General features: G+C 56.3%; 18 protein-coding genes. 10 read left to right on the top strand and 8 right to left on the bottom strand.

Going from position 1 to position 18,096, the window contains the following annotated elements:
• Positions 1–382 precede the first annotated feature (382 nt).
• The 4 genes from AC3GOJ_RS04260 to AC3GOJ_RS04275 all read left to right on the top strand — a co-directional run bounded on the left by AC3GOJ_RS04260 (position 383) and on the right by AC3GOJ_RS04275 (position 4,119).
• The gene (locus tag AC3GOJ_RS04260; RefSeq protein ID WP_488236221.1) at positions 383–1,003 is read left to right on the top strand and encodes a DUF6088 family protein; all 621 of its coding nucleotides are present in this window, start codon (positions 383–385) and stop codon (positions 1,001–1,003) included.
• The gene (locus tag AC3GOJ_RS04265) at positions 963–2,000 is read left to right on the top strand and encodes a nucleotidyl transferase AbiEii/AbiGii toxin family protein (protein WP_488236222.1); all 1,038 of its coding nucleotides are present in this window, start codon (positions 963–965) and stop codon (positions 1,998–2,000) included. Before AC3GOJ_RS04260 ends, AC3GOJ_RS04265 begins: the two co-directional genes overlap by 41 nt.
• Positions 2,001–2,387: 387 nt before the next feature.
• Positions 2,388–3,005: an energy transducer TonB family protein gene (locus tag AC3GOJ_RS04270; RefSeq protein ID WP_488236223.1), complete on the top strand. Its 618-nt coding sequence runs from the start codon at positions 2,388–2,390 to the stop codon at positions 3,003–3,005.
• Between the two features lie 55 nt (positions 3,006–3,060).
• Positions 3,061–4,119 (top strand): 3'-5' exonuclease, encoded by a 1,059-nt coding sequence (locus AC3GOJ_RS04275; protein WP_488236224.1) that lies wholly within the window; start codon positions 3,061–3,063, stop codon positions 4,117–4,119.
• Between the two features lie 64 nt (positions 4,120–4,183).
• Here AC3GOJ_RS04275 and AC3GOJ_RS04280 read toward each other — a convergent pair whose 3' ends face one another.
• On the bottom strand, positions 4,184–6,421 hold the full coding sequence (locus AC3GOJ_RS04280; protein WP_488236225.1) for an NADP-dependent isocitrate dehydrogenase: 2,238 nt from the start codon (positions 6,419–6,421) through the stop codon (positions 4,184–4,186).
• 151 nt (positions 6,422–6,572) lie between these two features.
• On the bottom strand, positions 6,573–7,745 hold the full coding sequence (locus AC3GOJ_RS04285; protein WP_488236226.1) for a methyltransferase: 1,173 nt from the start codon (positions 7,743–7,745) through the stop codon (positions 6,573–6,575).
• 111 nt (positions 7,746–7,856) lie between these two features.
• Between AC3GOJ_RS04285 and AC3GOJ_RS04290 the strand changes: the two genes are divergently transcribed.
• Entirely contained in the window at positions 7,857–8,402 is a 546-nt protein-coding gene (locus tag AC3GOJ_RS04290; protein WP_488236227.1) for a YaeQ family protein, read from the top strand.
• Between the two features lie 19 nt (positions 8,403–8,421).
• Positions 8,422–8,673, top strand: coding sequence for a GIY-YIG nuclease family protein (locus AC3GOJ_RS04295; RefSeq protein WP_488236228.1), 252 nt, complete (start codon positions 8,422–8,424; stop codon positions 8,671–8,673).
• 41 nt (positions 8,674–8,714) lie between these two features.
• Here AC3GOJ_RS04295 and AC3GOJ_RS04300 read toward each other — a convergent pair whose 3' ends face one another.
• The 3 genes from AC3GOJ_RS04300 to AC3GOJ_RS04310 are packed head-to-tail and all read right to left on the bottom strand — an operon-like array spanning position 8,715 to position 12,238.
• Positions 8,715–9,998 (bottom strand): DNA recombination protein RmuC, encoded by a 1,284-nt coding sequence (locus AC3GOJ_RS04300; RefSeq protein ID WP_488236229.1) that lies wholly within the window; start codon positions 9,996–9,998, stop codon positions 8,715–8,717.
• A gap of 23 nt (positions 9,999–10,021) precedes the next feature.
• Positions 10,022–11,962: an ABC-F family ATP-binding cassette domain-containing protein gene (locus AC3GOJ_RS04305; RefSeq protein ID WP_488236230.1), complete on the bottom strand. Its 1,941-nt coding sequence runs from the start codon at positions 11,960–11,962 to the stop codon at positions 10,022–10,024.
• A 21-nt stretch (positions 11,963–11,983) separates the two neighbouring features.
• Positions 11,984–12,238: a hypothetical protein gene (locus AC3GOJ_RS04310; RefSeq protein ID WP_488236231.1), complete on the bottom strand. Its 255-nt coding sequence runs from the start codon at positions 12,236–12,238 to the stop codon at positions 11,984–11,986.
• Between the two features lie 86 nt (positions 12,239–12,324).
• On the opposite strand from AC3GOJ_RS04310, the gene AC3GOJ_RS04315 reads away from it, so the two are divergent.
• Positions 12,325–12,738, top strand: coding sequence for a hypothetical protein (locus AC3GOJ_RS04315; protein WP_488236232.1), 414 nt, complete (start codon positions 12,325–12,327; stop codon positions 12,736–12,738).
• Between the two features lie 45 nt (positions 12,739–12,783).
• Here AC3GOJ_RS04315 and AC3GOJ_RS04320 read toward each other — a convergent pair whose 3' ends face one another.
• The gene (locus AC3GOJ_RS04320) at positions 12,784–13,983 is read right to left on the bottom strand and encodes an MFS transporter (protein WP_488236233.1); all 1,200 of its coding nucleotides are present in this window, start codon (positions 13,981–13,983) and stop codon (positions 12,784–12,786) included.
• Positions 13,980–14,945 (bottom strand): alpha/beta hydrolase family protein, encoded by a 966-nt coding sequence (locus tag AC3GOJ_RS04325; RefSeq protein WP_488236234.1) that lies wholly within the window; start codon positions 14,943–14,945, stop codon positions 13,980–13,982. The genes AC3GOJ_RS04320 and AC3GOJ_RS04325 overlap by 4 nt, the downstream gene beginning before the upstream one ends.
• Before the next feature lie 22 nt (positions 14,946–14,967).
• On the opposite strand from AC3GOJ_RS04325, the gene AC3GOJ_RS04330 reads away from it, so the two are divergent.
• The 3 genes from AC3GOJ_RS04330 (at position 14,968) to AC3GOJ_RS04340 (ending at position 16,933) form a co-directional block, all read left to right on the top strand.
• Positions 14,968–15,858 (top strand): DMT family transporter, encoded by an 891-nt coding sequence (locus tag AC3GOJ_RS04330; protein WP_488236235.1) that lies wholly within the window; start codon positions 14,968–14,970, stop codon positions 15,856–15,858.
• Between the two features lie 85 nt (positions 15,859–15,943).
• Positions 15,944–16,324 carry a DUF2237 family protein gene (locus AC3GOJ_RS04335; RefSeq protein WP_488236236.1) on the top strand — a complete coding sequence of 127 codons (381 nt, stop codon included), beginning with the start codon at positions 15,944–15,946 and terminating at the stop codon, positions 16,322–16,324.
• A 78-nt stretch (positions 16,325–16,402) separates the two neighbouring features.
• Entirely contained in the window at positions 16,403–16,933 is a 531-nt protein-coding gene (locus AC3GOJ_RS04340; protein ID WP_488236237.1) for a phasin family protein, read from the top strand.
• A gap of 82 nt (positions 16,934–17,015) precedes the next feature.
• Here the strand turns inward: AC3GOJ_RS04340 and cysK are convergent, their stop codons facing one another.
• The gene (gene cysK, locus AC3GOJ_RS04345; protein ID WP_488236238.1) at positions 17,016–17,948 is read right to left on the bottom strand and encodes a cysteine synthase A; all 933 of its coding nucleotides are present in this window, start codon (positions 17,946–17,948) and stop codon (positions 17,016–17,018) included.
• Positions 17,949–18,096 lie beyond the last annotated feature (148 nt).

Raw genomic sequence — 18,096 nt, forward strand, 5'->3', positions numbered from 1 at the left:
TAGTTCGCCAGTAAAGATGTGAGTAATGCTTCAGGTACGTCGTGTTTCTTGCTGCTCATGGTGCCTCCGGTCAATACGGCAGTTTCCTGCCAAATGACCGTTTACACAAAATTCAGGACACCCTCGGACTGAAGAGGTTTTGTATTGATACAAAACCTTAGGTTTTAGTCAACTATTCGGTTTTCCCTCATGAAGCAGGCACTCTCATCGTCCGTAAGACAGTTGGCACCCCGAGGCCTATCCTGCCATACAAATATATAGCCATTGGTTTTTATTAACTTACGTACCTTAACAAAATCATATCGGCTTTGACGGGTGAGACTTGCTCTATATGATTAGTCGGTTCTTGCAAATTGTCAGAAAGTCTACTATATTTTCTTACATGAGTACGACGATTAAAACTGCCAAAGCAATCCGTCAGCGCATTGAGGCGATGCCGGTCGGGGAGCCATTTACCCCGACTGCATTCCTGGAGTGCGGGACGCGCGCATCTGTCGATCAGACTCTTGCGCGTCTCGTTAAGGCAGGGGTGATTGAACGTGTGACACGCGGTGTCTTTGTTCTGCCGGAAATCAGCCGTTTCGTCGGTAAGGTTAGTCCATCGCCTCTTAAAGTGGCTGAGACAATTGCGAAGACTACAGGTGCTGTAATCCAGGTTCACGGCGCCGAGGCCGCACGTCGACTCGAGCTCACCACGCAGATGCCAACTCAGCCAGTTTTTGTAACATCCGGTCCGTCTAAGCGGATTCGTGTCGGCAAGATGGAGATAAGTTTGCAACATGTCTGCCAACGTAAGCTTGCGTTGGCTGGTCGACCGGCTGGGCTCGCTCTTGCTGCGATGTGGTACCTTGGTAAAAAAGAAGTGACACCGGCTCTCGTTGAAAAAATTCGTCACAAACTGGGCCCCAATGAATTTGCGGCGCTGAAGGGAGCTACATCGTCCATGCCCGCGTGGATGAGCAATGCCATCTTCCGAAACGAGCGATTGGCTGTTCATGGCTGAACGCTTCCTAAACCTTGGAATCAAAGAGCAGGCCCAAATCTATCAGGGGTTGGCCCCGCAACTTGGACGATCACCCGGCGTGCTTGAAAAGGATGTGTGGGTCTGTTGGGTGTTGCAAACCTTATTCACCATGCCTGACCGTCTACCAATGGCTTTCAAAGGTGGCACTTCGCTTTCTAAGGTGTACAACGCCATTGCCAGATTTTCTGAGGACGTTGATATTACCCTCGACTATCGAGGGCTGGATAGCAGTTTTGATCCGTTTGCCGAAGGCGTATCAAAAACACGACTGAAAAAGTTTAGTGACGACCTTAAAGCCTTCGTGCGCGAATATGTCCATGATGTTGTGGTGCCTCACTTTCAGAGTTTGCTATCAGCCGAGTTTGATACAGATGCGTTCGAACTTGAAGTCAGCGAAGATGGTGAAAAACTGCGCCTGCATTATCCGAGCGCTTTGGAAGCGCCATCGGACTATATGGGCAACAGTGTGCTGATTGAGTTTGGTGGTCGAAACATCACGGAACCAAATATTGAACATCAGGTAATGCCTGATATTGCTCAGATGGAGGCTGACCTTGAGCTTCCGTGTGCCATTGTAAGTGTGTTGTCTCCGGCGCGTACATTTTGGGAGAAGGCCACATTGATGCACGTCGAGTGTCAGCGCAATGAGTTCCGTGCCTCTGCTTTACGTTTGTCTCGCCACTGGTACGATCTTGCGATGCTGGCTGATCTTGAGTATGGTCAGGCCGCTATAGCGGATCGCGCTCTGCTGGCGGATGTCATCAAACACAAGAAAGTATTCTATAACGCAAGTTATGCCAACTACGATGCGTGTTTAGTAGGACAACTCAGACTCATTCCAGATGAAGACGTTTTGGTCGCCTTACACGATGATTTCCGGCAGATGATAGTTGCAGGTATGTTTATCGGTGATCCGCCCGTATTTGAACAAATCATTAACCGCTTGCGTTCACTGGAAAGCGTCATCAATCAGTGAAGCACAATTTAGGCAAAATATTGGTGGGTAGGGTGATGGGTTTTAGTGGATCAATTTTCGTAACCCGCCTCTGTAAAGGATTACAGAGCATTTATTGCAGACGCCCTGTCCGCTAGATACCTAAGCCCCGCAAATTCCGTGGGGTTTTTTGTTTTGTGCGATGGTATCTTCAGACTTATGACATTTCGCAAAGACTACCTTATTGCTGCCGTGCTGGCTGTATTCATGCACGGGGTCTTTGTATGGCTTTTCAGTAGCCATCCCATACTTCACGAGCCTCAGGAGAGGATTTTTGCAGTTGAGTTAGTGAAGCCACCACCTGTGCTGGAACCTGTTCAGCCCGCACCAGTGCAGAACTCTGAAACCCCTAATGTCGCAGAATCAGAGATGGCGGTCGCTACCGAATTGATCACGCCACCCCGTGAACCTGCTTCGATGTCAGCCCCAGCGGCACCAAGCGCCGAAGAATGGGCATTGGCGAGCACGTACACCTTAAAGAACAGTAAACGCTATCGCTATAACTGGGGTCAGCAGGTACGCAGTATGATGGGCACGGCCGTCGAAGGCCCGGATCAGGGTGTGGTGCGCTTCCGGGTTGAGATTGCGCCGGATGGCAAGTTAGCCAAGCTTGAAACGTTGTGGAGCACATCGGAGGTTGCAGAAAAACTGGCCAGAAAGGCCATCGAGTCAATGCCGCCATTGCCCTCCACGCCAACGGGGCAGCCCTTGATCTTTGAAAGAACCATCTCGTTTCAGCCCTTTGCTGCGGACGGACCGCCCGTCTACCGGGATGATTGTCTGCCGGATCCGCCGGTATTCCGTAATCGCTTTGCCTGGGACGGTAAGTCCGCCAAAGTCCAGGCCGACCCACCGATCATCGAGAAGCCCGATCCTAAAACCCTCGCCGAATGCATGAAGCAATTGCCACCGGATACGATTGAAGCTGAAAGTGCCCAGAACACGCGGGAGTTTGATCAATGGCGTTCCAGCAACAAGGGTGGGTGACGGTCCATGCAAGTTTCTGTATTCTGGTTCGGAATATGTGATGGAGATTAATCCCTTGAGCCAGCTCACTGCCAGAACCCGCTATATCCTCGCTGCTGTGGTGTTGTCGATCCTGATGGCGGGCCCCTTTGTGGCAGTGTCGATCTTTGCCTGGACGGAGGGTACCGTAGAACACCGGGCGATTTTTGTCCATTATTTCCAGCAGCTGATGCCTCTGGGGGCGCTGCTAACGTTGGGTGCTTTGCTCGCAGGTTTTGTGCTTTTGAACCGGCTCTTTCAGGCCTATGTGACTGGCATGGCTGCGATGGCAGAGCGTTTAACGGTGATGCTGACAAGTAACCGGGATTTGCGCCTAGACGTTCAGGGGCCGCCCGAGTTGCAGGCCGTGATTGGCGCGATGAATCGCCTGGCGGATCAGCGAGATCATCGCATTGACGAGGTCGAAGCTCGAATCGCCGAACAGCGTTCAATGTACGAGGCATTATGTGAACGCTCGGCGGGGTCTTCGGTACTGGATCATGCCTTGCGGCATCTGTCCTATACCGCGTTTGACACTGAAACTACGGGCTTGCAGCCGAGTCATGGTGACGAGATCATCCAGATTGGCGCATTGCACGTAACGGATGGGCACCTAGAGGCCGATCATGCGTTTGAGATGCTGATTGATCCGCTACGGCCGATTAGCCCGGAGAGTGAAAAGATTCACGGCATTAGCGATGCGGCGGTACGGGGCAAACCGACGATGACCCAGGTGTTGCCTGAGTTCTATGATTTCTGTGAGGGCCGGGTATTGCTGGGCCACAACGTGGCTTTTGATATGCGCTTCCTGCAGTTGAAGGAGCAAAGCACCCGGGTGGTGTTCCGTCAGCCGGTGCTGGATACGCTGTTGCTATCGGCAGTGGCCTATCCGAATCAGCCGCATCATAGTCTGGAGTCGAGTATGGCGCTATTGGGCGTAACGATTGAACATCGCCACAGCGCTTATTCAGATGCGGTGGCCACGGCACAGGTATTTCTGAAGCTGGTGCCCTTGCTGGAAGAGCAGGGCGTTATCACGCTACGTCAGGCGATTGAGGCTTCGGCAAAGACACCGTATGCCCGGTTGTCTTATTAGTTTCAGTTTATAAGCGAAAAAAAGCCCACCGCGAAGGGTGGGCTTTTGCGAGGGACGATGCTTATTAAGCGCGTGCGGCCTTCAATGCAGCGTTGAGCGTAGCGCTCGGACGCATAACAGCTTTACACTTCTCGGAGTCGGCTTTGTAGTAACCGCCGATATCCACAGCCTTGCCTTGCACGGTCTTCATTTCGGCCACGATCTGGGCTTCATTGTCGGTCAGTGTTTTGGCGAGGGCCTTAAACTGGGCAGCCAGCTCTTTGTCTTCCGTCTGGTTGGCCAGTTCCTGGGCCCAGTACATGGCCAGGTAGAACTGGCTACCACGGTTGTCGAGCTCACCGGTCTTGGGCGATGGCGACTTGTTGTTGTCCAGCAGCTTACCGGTGGCAGCGTCCAGCGTTTTGGCCAGCAGCTTGGCACGTTCGTTACCGGTCTTAATGCCGAGATCTTCCAGAGACACGGCCAATGCCAGGAATTCTCCCAGCGAATCCCAGCGTAGGTGGTTTTCTTCGGTCAGCTGTTGTACATGCTTCGGTGCTGAGCCGCCGGCACCGGTTTCGTACATGCCACCGCCCGCCATGAGCGGTACGATCGACAGCATCTTGGCCGAGGTGCCCAGTTCCATAATCGGGAAGAGGTCGGTCAGGTAGTCACGCAGAATGTTGCCGGTGACCGAGATGGTGTCGAGACCGCGGATTACGCGTTCCAGGGTGAAGCGCATGGCGCGAACCTGCGACATGATCTGGATATCGAGGCCGGTGAGGTCGTGATCGATCAGGTTCTTTTTAACTTTCTTGATCAGTTCGGCTTCATGCGGACGGTACGGGTCGAGCCAGAAGATGGCAGGGGTATTCGAGTTGCGAGCGCGGGTAACGGCCAGCTTGACCCAGTCACGGATTGGTTCGTCCTTGACCTGGCACATACGCCAGATGTCGCCCTTTTCAACGTTCTGCGTCAGCAGCACTTCGCCAGTGTCGATGTCGACGATGTTGGCGATGCCATCTTCGGTGATTTCAAAGGTCTTGTCGTGTGAACCGTATTCTTCAGCCTTCTGAGCCATCAGGCCCACGTTCGGTACGGTGCCCATGGTCTTCGGATCGAAGTTGCCGTTGGTCTTACAGAAGTTGATCATTTCCTGATAGATACGGGCAAAGGTCGATTCCGGCATAACGCACTTGGCATCGTACTGCTTACCATCGGCACCCCACATTTTGCCGCCTGCGCGAATCATGGCCGGCATTGATGCATCAACGATGATGTCGTTAGGTGAGTGGAAGTTGGTGATGCCCTTGGCCGAGTCGACCATGGCCAGTTTAGGACGGTGCTCCTGGCAGGCGTGCAGATCGCGCACGATCTCATCACGCTTTGATTCTGGCAGGGTTTTGATCTTTTCATACAGATCCACCATGCCGTTATTCACGTTGATGCCCAGTTCTTCAAACAACTTGCCGTGCTTCTCGAAAGCTTCTTTGTAGAAAATCTTGACGCAGTGACCAAACACGATGGGGTGCGAAACCTTCATCATGGTGGCCTTTACGTGCAGTGAGAAGAGGATGCCGGACTTGCGGCAATCTTCGAGTTCCTTCTCGTAAAAGTCGCACAGTGCCTTCTTGCTCATGAACATCGAATCGATGATTTCGCCGGCCTGCAGTGCAACCTTCTCTTTCAGTACGATGGCTTTACCACCCTTGGCAATCAGTTCCATACGCACGTTGCGGGCTTTGTCGAGCGTCATCGACTTTTCGCCATGGTAGAAGTCACCGCCATGCATATGTGATACGTGTGTTTGCGACCACTGGTTCCAGGTGCCCATCGAGTGCGGGTGCTTGCGAGCGAAGTTTTTCACGGCTTGCGGCGCACGGCGATCCGAGTTGCCTTCGCGTAGTACCGGGTTGACGGCCGAACCCAGGCACTTGCCGAAGCGCTTGGCGATACTCTTTTCTTCTTCGGTCTTGGGGTCTTCAGGGTAGTTTGGAATGGCATAACCCTTGGCTTGCAGTTCTTTGACGCAGGCTTTGAGCTGAGCCACCGAGGCACTGATGTTTGGCAGCTTGATGATGTTGGTGTCTGGTTGCAGTGTCAGCTTGCCGAGTTCGGCCAGCGTGTCAGGTAATTTTTGATCCTCTTTGAGGAATTCAGCAAACTCTGCGAGAACACGGGCAGAAACCGAGATGTCGCTCTTCACGATTTCGATACCGGCCGGTTCCGTAAAGGTACGGATGATTGGCAGGAAGGCACAGGTTGCGAGTAGTGGTGCTTCGTCTGTGAGCGTGTAGATAATCTTCGACTTCTTGTCAGCCATGGTGTCCCCTTGAATTCAAGTAGTTATGGTGGGCTCGTTGTGCGAGCTTTTTTGATTGCCTTTTGGTTATGCCGGCGAACTTATGAGTATCCGCACCGAAGCCGTGCTCGTCAATGCTTCAACTTCTTAATCGTCCTATTTCGGCAAGTTTTCAGGTTTTTTTTAGTCGCCACAGGGCGGTGATTTCAGCAGAACGTGCTTGGTGCAGTGCGTCAGTGTTGTTGCGCGTCTTCGGGTGATGGGGCCGAACCTCCAGCCGGTCGACAACCTGTAGGCCGCCGGCGGTGATCCAGTCAAGCAGTTCTGCCCGCCGACGTAAACCCAGATGCTCGGCGATATCCGACAGGATCAGCCAGGCTTCGCCCTGCGGGCTCAGGTGTTGTCCAGCACCAGCAAGAAAGGCTTTGAGCATCTGGGAATCCGGGTCATAGACGGCCGTTTCCACGGGCGATGTCGGGTGGGCGGGTACCCAGGGCGGATTGCAGACAATTAGATCGGCTGCCGAGCGGCCGGTGGGGAACAGGTCAGCCGCCAACAGAGTGACCTGACCGGCGTACCCGAGCTGTTGCACATTATTCCAGGCACAGGCGAGTGCCCGTTGCGAGAGGTCGGTACCAATCACCTGCGGAATACCGCGTTTGGCCAGCAAGCAGGTCAGCACTCCCGAACCGGTACCGATATCCCAAGCTTCTTTGCAGGGCTGCGGTAATGGGGCCTTTCCCACCAGATCCACATATTCGCCACGAACCGGCGAGAACACCCCGAAATGCGGGTGAATTCGGGCATCCAGCGCAGGCACCCAGGCACCTTTTTTACGCCATTCGTAAGCGCTGACGATGGCCAGGAGTCCGCGCAGTGATATGACGGCATCGCCGGCATCCGGGTTGACCGGGCCGAGGGCGGCGATGCAGGCCTCGTGGACGTCCTGGCCGCGACGCAGTAGCAAGTGGTAGTTTGCGCTGAGTGGTACGAGCAGGCGTGCTAGCAGCGTGGCGCGACGTCCTTGAGAAGCCCGGTGCCGTTCAAAGGCGTCGAGAGCCGTATTGGCAGGGGCGGGCGCATTGCGGCCCGGCCGATCCACGCGACGCGCCAGTGCCTGAAGCAGGTGGCGTGCATTCGGATAATCACCTTGCCAGAGCAGGGCCGTACCCGACTGAATGAGTTTGAATGCGGCATCGGCCGAAAGGGTGTCGTTGGCGACGACAACCCGGTCAGGCGGGGGTAGACCGGCTTCGGAAATCCAGCGGGCATGGTGGGGCTGTGCTGGCTGGCCGGGCAGAGCGGTGCCCTGCCAGTGGATGGTCGGTGGCGTGATAAACGACATGCCGCATTGTAGCGGCATCGGGCATGGGCCAGCGGAATCATGCAGCGGCAATTTGTGATATTTGGCAGACGCGGCAGTTACGCGTAGCCTTCTGCCTTTCGGATAGGAACCATGGCACTCAAAGCAACCGTTTTCAAGGCCGATCTGCAGGCGGCAGATCTGGATCGCAATCACTTCGGCGACTACGCCCTGACGATTGCTCAGCACCCGTCGGAGACGATGGAGCGGGTGATGATGCGTTTACTGGGCTTTGCACTTTATGCGTCTGAAGACCTGCGTTTCGGACGTGGTTTATCAAACGAAGAAGACGCGGCATTGTGGGAGATTGATCCCGGTGGCGTGATGCGCCGCTGGATCGATGTGGGCCTGCCGGATGAAGCCCGCATCAAAAAGGCCTGTAGCCGCGCGGATCAGGTAGTTGTGTTGACCTATGGGGCTCGTCAGGCCGATTTGTGGTGGCAGCAGAATGCGCCCGTATTGTTGCGCTATGAGAATCTGACGGTGCTGCATGTCTCGCCGGAGGATAGCGCCCAGTTGGTGGCCGTGGCCAGCCGGACCATGAAGCTATCCTGGACGATTCAGGAAGGCATGCTCTATCTGGCAGAGGGGGCTGTGACGCCACGTGTGCTGATGGCACCGCCGGCGTCAGTGTTCTAGATCGACCTGGTCTGCCCTGATGAAGCCCTGGTTCCTTTATCTGCTGGAATGCACGAACGGCAGTTATTACGCGGGCATTACCACCGACGTGGCGGCAAGGTTGAGCGCACATCAGCAGGGTAAAGGCGCTCGCTACACGCGGGCGAATCCACCGCTGCGTGTTGTGGCGCAGGCCGAGTATCCGGATCGGGCCAGCGCTTCACGGGCCGAGTGGGCTCTGAAGCAGTTACCACGGGATCAGAAGCCAGATTTCTTCAAGCAGGCTGAATAAAGCGGGCTGGGCTGATGCCTTGGGGGTTATTCCCATGGGGTCTATTCCATATCCGCCGCATCATTGGCCTGTTCCACCATCGGCGCCGGTAGCGATTTACTGGGTTTGACACCCAGCTTTTTCAGCATTTCGGCCTGGCGGATCAGGTTACCGCGCCCGGTCGACAGTTTGTTGATGGCACCGTCGTAATCCTTTTGCGCCTGGCTCAGGCGGTTGCCCAGCGATTCCATGTCTTCCACAAAACCGGCCAGTTTGTCATAGAGCTCGGCGCCACGCTTGGCAATATCCTGGGCGTTGCGGTTCTGGGCTTCCTGGCGCCAGAGGTTGGCCACTGTGCGCACAACGAAAAGCAGAGTGGAGGGGCTGACGAGCAGCACGTTCTTGTTCCAGGCATCCATGAACAGCTCGCGATCATGTGTCACGGCGAGCATGAAGGCCGGCTCAATCGGGATGAACATGAGAACGAAGTCCAGCGACTTCAGGCCATAGAGATCCTGGTAGTTTTTGTCCGAGAGGCCTTTGATGTGCGCGCGTACAGCATCCAGGTGGCGCTTGAGGGCGGCATCCCGGTGTTTTTCGTCTTCAGCGTTGGCGTAGTCTTCATACGCGATCAGTGTGGCTTTGGCATCAATGACCAGATGCCGGTCTTCCGGCAGGTGCACCACGACATCGGGTTGCAGTCGGCGGCCATCAGCCAGGGTGTGGCTTTCCTGCACATCGTATTCTTCGCCTTTGCGCAGCCCAGAGCTTTCCAGTACACGCTCCAGCACCAGTTCACCCCAGTTACCCTGGGCTTTGTTAGAGCCTTTCAGCGCTTTAGTCAGGTTGTTGGCTTCCTGGCTGACGGTGCGGTTGAGCTCCATCAGCTGGCGTACCTGTTCAGCCAGTGCACTGCGGTCTTTGCCTTCCTGAACGTAAACCTGTTCTACTTTGCCCTGGAACTCCTGCAGTTTGGTTTTCAGCGGGTCCAGCAATTGGCCCAGGCTCTGTTGGTTCTGCTCGCTGAAGCGTTTCGACTTCTCTTCCAGAATGTCGTTGGCCAGCGTTTTGAACTGTAGCGTCAGTTCATCGCGCGCACCTTGCAACAGTGCCAGCTTTTCCGTGCTCTGGTTACGTTCCTGTGTCAGCTGCGTGGTGAGCGCCGCGACCTGGGCATTGAGGGCGTTGACTTGCTGCTCGGATTCGATGAGTCGGCCTTCTAATTGAGGCAGTCGCTCGGCTTTGGCCTCTGCGGTGGCCGTGCGGGCGCGTCCGAGCAGGAGGCCGATGGCATTACCGGCTAGGGCGGCAAGCAGTGCAACAGCAATCAGGGTGAGTGTGTCCATGGGGGCATCCAATCGATGAGCGGTCAGGCGGCCTGGCAGGCCTCGATATCTTCGGCCAGGGTCAGCCAACGTGCTTCGAGGGCATCCAGTTCCTGCTGGATGCGGTGCAGTTTATTGCCGGTCTCGGTAATGCTTGCTGCATCGGTCGTTTCGGCGAGTGCAGCTTCCTGATCGGCGCGGTTTTGCTGAAGACGGGCGATCTGCTGATCCAGTTTTTCCAAGTCACGTTGCAGACCTTTTAAACGGTTCGTGTTCGGCTTGGCTTTGGTGGCTGGTACGGTTGTGTCTGTCTTGGCTGGTGTTTTGGCTGGTGAGGCAGCTTCGCGCTGACGTTTGGCTTCTTCCAGCAGATATTGCTGGTAATCATCGAGATCCCCGTCAAAGTCACTGACGCCACCGCGGGCCACCAGCCAGAAGGTGTCGCAGACGGAACGTAAGAGCGCACGATCATGGCTGACCAGCATGACGGTACCTTCAAACTCGTTGAGCGCCATACCGAGGGCTTCTCGTGTTGCCAGATCGAGGTGGTTGGTAGGCTCATCGAGCAGTAACAGATTCGGACGTTGCCAGACAATCATGGCCAGTACCAGGCGGGCTTTCTCACCACCGCTCATGGTGCCTACCGCCTGCATGACCTGGTCACCACTAAAGTTGAAGGTGCCTAGATAGGTGCGCAATGACTGTTGGCGCGTGTCACGACCGGTTGCCCCATTGGCCAGGGCTTCTTTGGCCAGGCGAATCATGTGTTCCAGTGGGGTGCTGTTGGCGGAAAGCACATCCAGCTCCTGCTGCGCGAAATAGCCGATGGTCAGACCACGGCCTTCAGTGACTGTGCCATCCTGAACGGTCAAATCCTTGGCGATCGTTTTGACCAGGGTAGATTTACCCTGACCATTGGCGCCCAGAATGCCGATACGCTGACCCGCCAGGACTGAGCGGTTAACGTGCTGGACGATGATGCTGGGCGGGGTTTCCGGTGCGGCATCCGCCGGGGGCGGGTAACCGAAGCTGGCATCTTCCATGGCCAGCATGGGGTTGGGCAGGGCACCCGGTTCGTCAAACGTGAAGCTGAATTCCGCATCGGCCAGCACCGGGGCGATTTTTTCCATACGTTCCAGGGCCTTGACCCGGCTCTGCGCCTGTTTGGCTTTGCTGGCTTTTGCTTTGAAGCGGTTGATGAAAGACTGCAGATGCGCAATTTTTTCCTGCTGTTTGGCAAAGGACGCTTGCTGAATGGCCAGCTGTTCCGCACGCAGGTCTTCGAAGGCACTATAGTTCCCACCATAGCGCACGAGTTTGCCATGGTCGATATGGATGGTGACGTTGGTCACGGCATCAAGAAACTCGCGATCATGGCTAATGACGATGAGCGTCCCGGTATAGCGTTTGAGCCAGGCTTCGAGCCAGACCAGCGCATCCAGGTCAAGGTGGTTGGTGGGTTCATCAAGCAGCAGCAGGTCCGACGGGCACATGAGTGCCCGGGCCAGTTGCAGACGCATACGCCAGCCACCCGAGAAACTGTTGACCGGGTGATTGAGCTCGCCGGTTTTGAAGCCGAGACCGAGAATCAGTGCCTGGGCGCGGGCCTGGGCATCGTGCGCACCCACATCGTTGAGTAAGGCATAGGCGTGGCCCATGCGTTCGCCATCATTACTGGCCTCGGCTGCGGCAACTTCGGTTTCGGCGGCCATGAGGCGCGTGTCGCCTTCGATGACGAAGCGCGTGGCGCTGTCTTCGGTTTCCGGCATGTCCTGAGCCACCTGGGCCATTTGCCACTGGGTCGGGATGCTGAAATCACCGCGGTCTTCGTGCAGGGTGCCATTGAGGAGTGCAAATAGCGTGGATTTGCCGGCACCATTACGGCCGACCAGGCCCACCCGCTCGCCGGGGTTGATGGTGCAGCTGGCGTCGTCAATCAGGACGCGCGCGCCACGGCGCAGTGTCAGGTTTTTCAGGGTAATCATGCGATCCGTCGGGGTGCGCGTTTAGCGGCAGAGAAAGGTGGCGCGACACTGCAGGGGGCAGCTCAGGCATTCGGCACTGCAGGATTTTTCGCCACGTAATTCCGCATGAAGGCCGCGTTTGCGGCAGTACAGCTCGGCATCTTCCTTGACGTCTTCAACGCCGTGGCGGCCACTGGGGAAAGCAAAGGTGATGCTGTCCGGCGTCTGGTTCAATACTCTAGGGCCGGCACAGGCAGTAAGAAGCAGCGTCAGCGCGAGGAGGGTACAACGCAACATGTGAACCTTGTCTGATCAATCGTAGAATAGCGTAAGCTTAATGCATATCGCCGGATACTGAACGATCCGGTTCTCAAGAGGAAAGCATGATGAAAAAAATTTCGGTGTTGATTGCCGGTGCGTTACTGTCCGGCGTTGCGTTCGCTGGTTCGCTAGAGACGAATCTGTCGGGCCTGTTTCTCAAGGGTAACCATGCCGAACTGCGTATGACGGGTTTGAGTAGCAGCGGAGTTAACTTCAAGCTGTCGGCCGGAAATATTGTGCCCGGTGATGGTTGTGCCAATGGCCCGGCGGGTTGTGTCAGTTTGTGGGGTTGGGCGACACGGACAGATCAGCCGGACGAATTTCTCTATGCCAATCAAAACGGCCAGTGCGTGTTCTACATCCGCAATGAGCCGCAGGCGCTGGTGATTCATGGGCTTAAGGGTACCTGTGGCACCAATGACGAGAACCGTGCCGCGTTGAAGGCCGTTGATGGCGTTTATAGTCCGCGTCCTTAAAAAGGCTGCTGCCGGGTCGGCGGCGTTGTTGCGAGGCTAAGACCTTCAGCGGCCCGTGTGCTCCAGCCGGGTCAGATAAAGCCCGATAGCGAACACGAGGCTGACACAGAGCATTAGGCCGATGACCATGCCCGGCCACTGGTAGTTCGTCCAGAGGGGGCCGGAGGTACTGCCCAGGAAGCTGCTGCCCAGATAATAGCTCGATAGATAAAGGGCCGATACCAGACCGCGCCGTGCGCCCGCACGAAAGCCCACCCAGCCGCTGGCGATGGCATGAGTGGCAAAATATCCAAAGGTAAACATGGCCAGCCCCAAAACGATAATGCCGAGACTGGTATCCAGGGTGGCCAGGACGCCCACGGCCATGGCGCTGATCATGCCGAGCATGATTTTGCCGCGGCCGTAGCGGTCTGCCAGGTGGCCGGCCCAGGCCGAGGACGCGCTGCCGATGGCGTAAAGCAGAAACACGGTACCAATGGCGGCCGGGCCAAGATCATAAGGTGCCGCGCTGAGGCGGAAACCCAAGTAGTTGTAGATACTGACAAATGCGCCCATGATCAGGAACGCAGTTGCAAATAGCCAGGGCAGACCGGGGTCGGCATAGATCTGTCGGATATCGCCCCACAAGACTTGCGGCGCAAGAGACCGGCTCTGAAAATGCCGCGCTGGCGGTAACAAACGCCAGAACAGTATGGTACAAAAAATGCCCGTGACTGCCAGTGCCGCTAGCCCTAATTGCCAACTACTGTATTGCGTCACCAGTGCCGAGAGAAAACGCCCGAACATACCGCCCAGGGCATTGCCGGCGATGTACATGCCCATGACGCGCCCACGGGCAGCCGGTGCGATTTCTTCTCCCAGATAGGCCATGGCCGCAGCCGGCAGGGCGGCAATGCAAGCACCGACCCCGGCGCGGGTCATGACCAGCCACTCAAAATCGGGTGCCAGTGCGGAGGCCCAGGCAAACAGGGTGGCGCCAAGCAGCGCCGCTCTCATCAGCGGTGCCCGACCGTAACGGTCTGACAGCATGCTCAGCGGAATCAGAAGGAAGGCGAGCGCCAGGGTGCCGGCCGAGACCGTCAGACTGGCCAGAGTCGGCGAGATGGCAAAGGCTTCGGTGAACTGCGGCAGAATGGGTTGTGTGCCATACAGCAGCGTAAAGCAGGCAAAGCCGCCGATGACCAGGGCCCAGGTGGCCCGGCGGAATTCGGCGGTGCCCGCCTGGAGTTCGGTGGGGGCTGTCATGATGTGCTATCTGCCGGCCAGTCGAAGTTGCGTGGCCAGGGGTGTGCTTTACCCTGCAGCCAGGCCAGGCTTTGCGGCCATAGGCTGTTGGCAAATCGGTCGTGAAAGAACCCGAAGTGTCCCAGTTTCGGAAGCTGGTGATGACGGGCGTTAATTCGGGCGAATTCCCGATGACTTTTCCGGAAATAAGCCAGCAACCGGCGGGTAGCTGCAGGGGTGGCAAACGGATCACGGGTATCTGCGATAGCCAAAATATCTGCCTGGATGTTTGCCATACGTGCTTCAAGAATTTGATCGTGAGCCGCTGGTTGGGCGTGGGGTAGTGACCGATAGCGCCGGTGAAAGGCCGGGTGAAAGCGTGTTGCCCATTCCATGGCCACACCGGCCGGCAGGTCTTCCAGCCACCCCAGACGTTTGCCCGGAAAGTAACCGAAGAGCTTGGTGAGTATCGGCATCACCAGATGCCAGTTCATCCACATGAATAGACGCACTGATAGTCGATAGTCCTGCCAGTAAGCATACTGACAGCCAACAAAGAGCGCCCGCTGAACATGGGCGGCACTCGGGGCTAGCCCGAGGGCAAAGCCACCGATACTGTGACAGACCGAGCTCATCGGGAGATCCGGGGCCTGCGCGTGGAGAAATTGCAGGGCAGCTTCGCAGTCGAGTGTGCCCCAATCATGTTTGGTCGCGCGGAAGCCGCGCAATGATTTCGGACGTGACAGGCCAATGCCGCGGTAGTCATAAGTCAGTACCAGAAAACCGGCACGGGCCAGATAGGCCGCATAGCGGCTGTAGTAGCGGGCAACCACCCCAGTGGCGGCATTGATCAGTAGTGCCGTGTGCGGTTGCTCCGGGTCCGCGTGCCACAGATGTCCTTGCAGCACTGTGCCGTCCACCGCCGTGATGGTGCATGGGCTACTGTGAACGATACAGTCTGTTGGTTGATGCGCAGAAGACATGGTGACAGGATAACATTCGCCTATGAGCCCGATCCAATCTGCCGCTTCAAGCCGCGCCAGCCGTGCCAGTGGCGTTTACCCGCTACTGTTTGTGTTTCTGTGGAGCACCGGATTTATCGGTGCCAAATATGGCTTGCCTTATGCTGAACCGCTGACCTTTCTCCTGCTGCGTTATGTAGCCGTGATTCTGCTGATGAGCACGGTTGCCTGGGCAACCGGTGCCCGCTGGCCGGGCAGTTTGCGTCTTTGGGGGCATCTGGCGGTGGCCGGATGCCTGATCCAGGCCGTATATCTGGGTGGCGTGTTCATGGCGATTGGTCAAGGGCTGCCGGCGGGCGTGGTGAGCCTACTCGTGGGTTTGCAGCCTTTGCTGACGGCTCTGCTGGCCACGTTGTTTCTGGGTGACGCCGTCCGTGGACGTCAATGGTTCGGGTTGGTGCTTGGCATTCTGGGAACGACGATGGTGCTGGCGGGCCGGATTGAGGGTGAGTTTTCACTGGCGGGCACCGTGCCCGCCTTATTGGCCTTGTTGGGCATCACCCTGGGCACGCTCTATCAGAAGCGGTTCTGTCCGCATTTTGATTGGCGCACCGGTGCGGTTGTTCAGTTTATGGCCGCAGCACTGGTGACCTTGCCGGTGGCGTGGCTGCTTGAGGATTTTCACATTCGTTTTTCGGGGGAGTTTTTCTTTGCCTTGGGATGGCTGGTGCTGGTATTGTCTTTGGGCGCCATCAGCCTGCTGAATTATCTGATCCGGCAGGGCAGTGCGGTTAATGTCGCCAGTCTGTTTTATCTGGTACCGCCAGTGACTGCCCTGATTGCCTGGGGGTTGTTTGATGAAACCCTGTCGCTGATGAGTCTGATGGGCTTGCTGGTCGCGGTTGCGGGCGTTGCCCTGGTGCGCCGTACATAGTGGGTTTACTGAGTGCGGCAAAGTCCGTTGACGTTTTAGAATGAACTGACTATTTTTATCTGCATTTGTCGAAGGTGCAAATCCCATGATTGATCGAAATGTGTTCGGCGAACCCATTGTGCCGTGTTCTTTTGAGCCGCTGACCGGTTTTATGCGCGATGGCTGCTGCCGTTCGGAAGGTTCTGATGTCGGCTCACATCTGGTCTGTGCCGTAATGACCAAGGCGTTTCTGGCGTTTAGCCAGCAACGGGGCAATGATTTGACGACACCAAGGCCGCAATGGCAGTTTCCCGGCCTGGTGGCCGGAGATCAGTGGTGTCTGTGCCTGAGTCGCTGGATTGAAGCCCATGAAGCCGGTTGTGCGCCGCTGATCGTTCTGGAAAGCACGAATCAGTATGTGCTCGATTACGTGCCACTCGAGATCTTGCAGCGATATGATCATCGACCGAACGGGATTGGTGGTTGAGAGGCAGAGAGGTCGGTATATGCTTAATGCATGTTAAAGCGTTAGACTGTCGCACCTAAATTTTTTCCGGAGGCAAATATGTCTGCTTTCAACCCTGAAACTTTCCTGGCCGCTCAAAGAACGACCGTTGATACGCTACTGTCGGTTGCCAACACGGCGTTGGCGTCGGCCGAACGCGTTGCCGCACTCAATCTGCATGCGGCTCGCGAAGCCATTGAGGATATAGCCCTGAGTGGCAAAGCAGCCTTGTCCGTATCGAATCCACAGGAAGCGATGAGCCTGCCGGTCAAGCTGGCCCAACCGCAGGTTGAAAAGGGTATGGCTTACACGCGCAGTGTGTACGAAATTACCTCGGCTGCTCGTGAAGACGCGACGAATATTGTTGAAGCACGATTTGATCACTTCAAGGCGGATATGGCTCGCTTGGCGGAGCAACTGACGCAGACTTCACCCGCAGGGTCGGAAGTGGCGGTGGCCGCCATTCATTCCGCCGTGGATTCTGCCACCCAGGCGTTTGCCCAGTTCAACGCGTCGATGAATCAACTACGCGAACTGACGGAGCTTAATGTGACTGCTATGGGAAATGCGACGGTGAAAGCCAGCCGCTAAAAGCCTGAACCGATTAGACAGACCATGAAAAACAAAAACGCTCCAAGGAGCGTTTTTGTTTTGGTGTCAGTCATCTAGGCTGTTAATCGGTCAGGCCGGCGAAGAGCGCGGTGCTCAGGTAACGTTCACCAAAGGACGGAATGATCACGGCAATCAGTTTGCCCTCATTTTCGGGACGGCGCGCCACCTCAAGCGCTGCCCAAAGTGCAGCACCCGACGAAATGCCGACCAGCAGACCTTCTTCCTGAGCAGCGCGACGCGCTATGGCAAAAGCGTCTTCGTTCTTAACACGAATCACCTCATCCACCACGCCGGTATTCAGCACGGCGGGTACGAAGCCGGCACCAATACCTTGTATCGGGTGCGGTCCCTTTTCACCGCCTGAGAGCACGGGGGAGGCATCCGGTTCCACGGCAATCGCTTTGAAGTCCGGTTTGCGGGCTTTCAGCGCTTCGGCGATGCCGGTAATGGTGCCGCCCGTGCCGACGCCGGCCACGAGGATATCAATTTCGCCATCCGTATCGCGCCAAAGTTCTTCGGCAGTGGTGTTGCGGTGGATCTCCGGATTCGCCGGATTGTTGAACTGTTGCGGCATGAAGTAATTGGGGTTGGCGGCCACCAGTGCTTCCGCTTTTTTGATGGCACCGCCCATACCTTCGGGGCCCGGGGTCAGAATCAGTTCTGCACCATAGCCACGTAACAGCGCGCGGCGTTCCTTGGACATGGTTTCCGGCATGGTCAGAACGAGCTTGTAACCTCGGGCGGCACAAACGAAGGCCAGTGCAATGCCGGTGTTGCCGCTGGTCGGCTCGACAATCACCGTATTCGGTTTGATCAGGCCAGCCTGTTCCGCCGCGTTGATCATGGCGACTCCGATGCGATCCTTAACGCTATGGGATGGATTGAAATATTCCAGTTTCGCAACAATCTGGGCCTGCGTGCCGGCACCTAGTCGGTTAATACGCACCAGCGGCGTGTTGCCAACCAGGTCGGTGATGTCATTGGCGATACGCATGGGAACCTCGGGAATCAATGGTTGAGTGAATGCATCGGATTATCCGCAAACTTTCGTGATCAGCCTAGATCTATTGTGCATATGCTTATGAATTGCCGTAAATCAGCAGAAATGGGCTGCGGCGGCCGGTATAATTGAAAAGTTAATT

The sequence above is a fragment of the Fluviibacter sp. genome, assembly GCF_057744235.1.

Bases quoted from the DNA above. Each gene is read 5' to 3' on its own strand.
- AC3GOJ_RS04260 (WP_488236221.1), top strand. From the start codon at position 383: ATGAGTACGACGATTAAAACTGCCAAAGCAATCCGTCAGCGCATTGAG.
- AC3GOJ_RS04265 (WP_488236222.1), top strand. From the start codon at position 963: ATGCCATCTTCCGAAACGAGCGATTGGCTGTTCATGGCTGAACGCTTC.
- AC3GOJ_RS04270 (WP_488236223.1), top strand. From the start codon at position 2,388: ATGGCGGTCGCTACCGAATTGATCACGCCACCCCGTGAACCTGCTTCG.
- AC3GOJ_RS04280 (WP_488236225.1), bottom strand. From the start codon at position 6,421: ATGGCTGACAAGAAGTCGAAGATTATCTACACGCTCACAGACGAAGCA.
- AC3GOJ_RS04285 (WP_488236226.1), bottom strand. From the start codon at position 7,745: ATGTCGTTTATCACGCCACCGACCATCCACTGGCAGGGCACCGCTCTG.
- AC3GOJ_RS04290 (WP_488236227.1), top strand. From the start codon at position 7,857: ATGGCACTCAAAGCAACCGTTTTCAAGGCCGATCTGCAGGCGGCAGAT.
- AC3GOJ_RS04295 (WP_488236228.1), top strand. From the start codon at position 8,422: ATGAAGCCCTGGTTCCTTTATCTGCTGGAATGCACGAACGGCAGTTAT.
- AC3GOJ_RS04300 (WP_488236229.1), bottom strand. From the start codon at position 9,998: ATGGACACACTCACCCTGATTGCTGTTGCACTGCTTGCCGCCCTAGCC.
- AC3GOJ_RS04305 (WP_488236230.1), bottom strand. From the start codon at position 11,962: ATGATTACCCTGAAAAACCTGACACTGCGCCGTGGCGCGCGCGTCCTG.
- AC3GOJ_RS04310 (WP_488236231.1), bottom strand. From the start codon at position 12,238: ATGTTGCGTTGTACCCTCCTCGCGCTGACGCTGCTTCTTACTGCCTGT.
- AC3GOJ_RS04315 (WP_488236232.1), top strand. From the start codon at position 12,325: ATGATGAAAAAAATTTCGGTGTTGATTGCCGGTGCGTTACTGTCCGGC.
- AC3GOJ_RS04320 (WP_488236233.1), bottom strand. From the start codon at position 13,983: ATGACAGCCCCCACCGAACTCCAGGCGGGCACCGCCGAATTCCGCCGG.
- AC3GOJ_RS04325 (WP_488236234.1), bottom strand. From the start codon at position 14,945: ATGTCTTCTGCGCATCAACCAACAGACTGTATCGTTCACAGTAGCCCA.
- AC3GOJ_RS04330 (WP_488236235.1), top strand. From the start codon at position 14,968: ATGAGCCCGATCCAATCTGCCGCTTCAAGCCGCGCCAGCCGTGCCAGT.
- AC3GOJ_RS04335 (WP_488236236.1), top strand. From the start codon at position 15,944: ATGATTGATCGAAATGTGTTCGGCGAACCCATTGTGCCGTGTTCTTTT.
- AC3GOJ_RS04340 (WP_488236237.1), top strand. From the start codon at position 16,403: ATGTCTGCTTTCAACCCTGAAACTTTCCTGGCCGCTCAAAGAACGACC.
- cysK (WP_488236238.1), bottom strand. From the start codon at position 17,948: ATGCGTATCGCCAATGACATCACCGACCTGGTTGGCAACACGCCGCTG.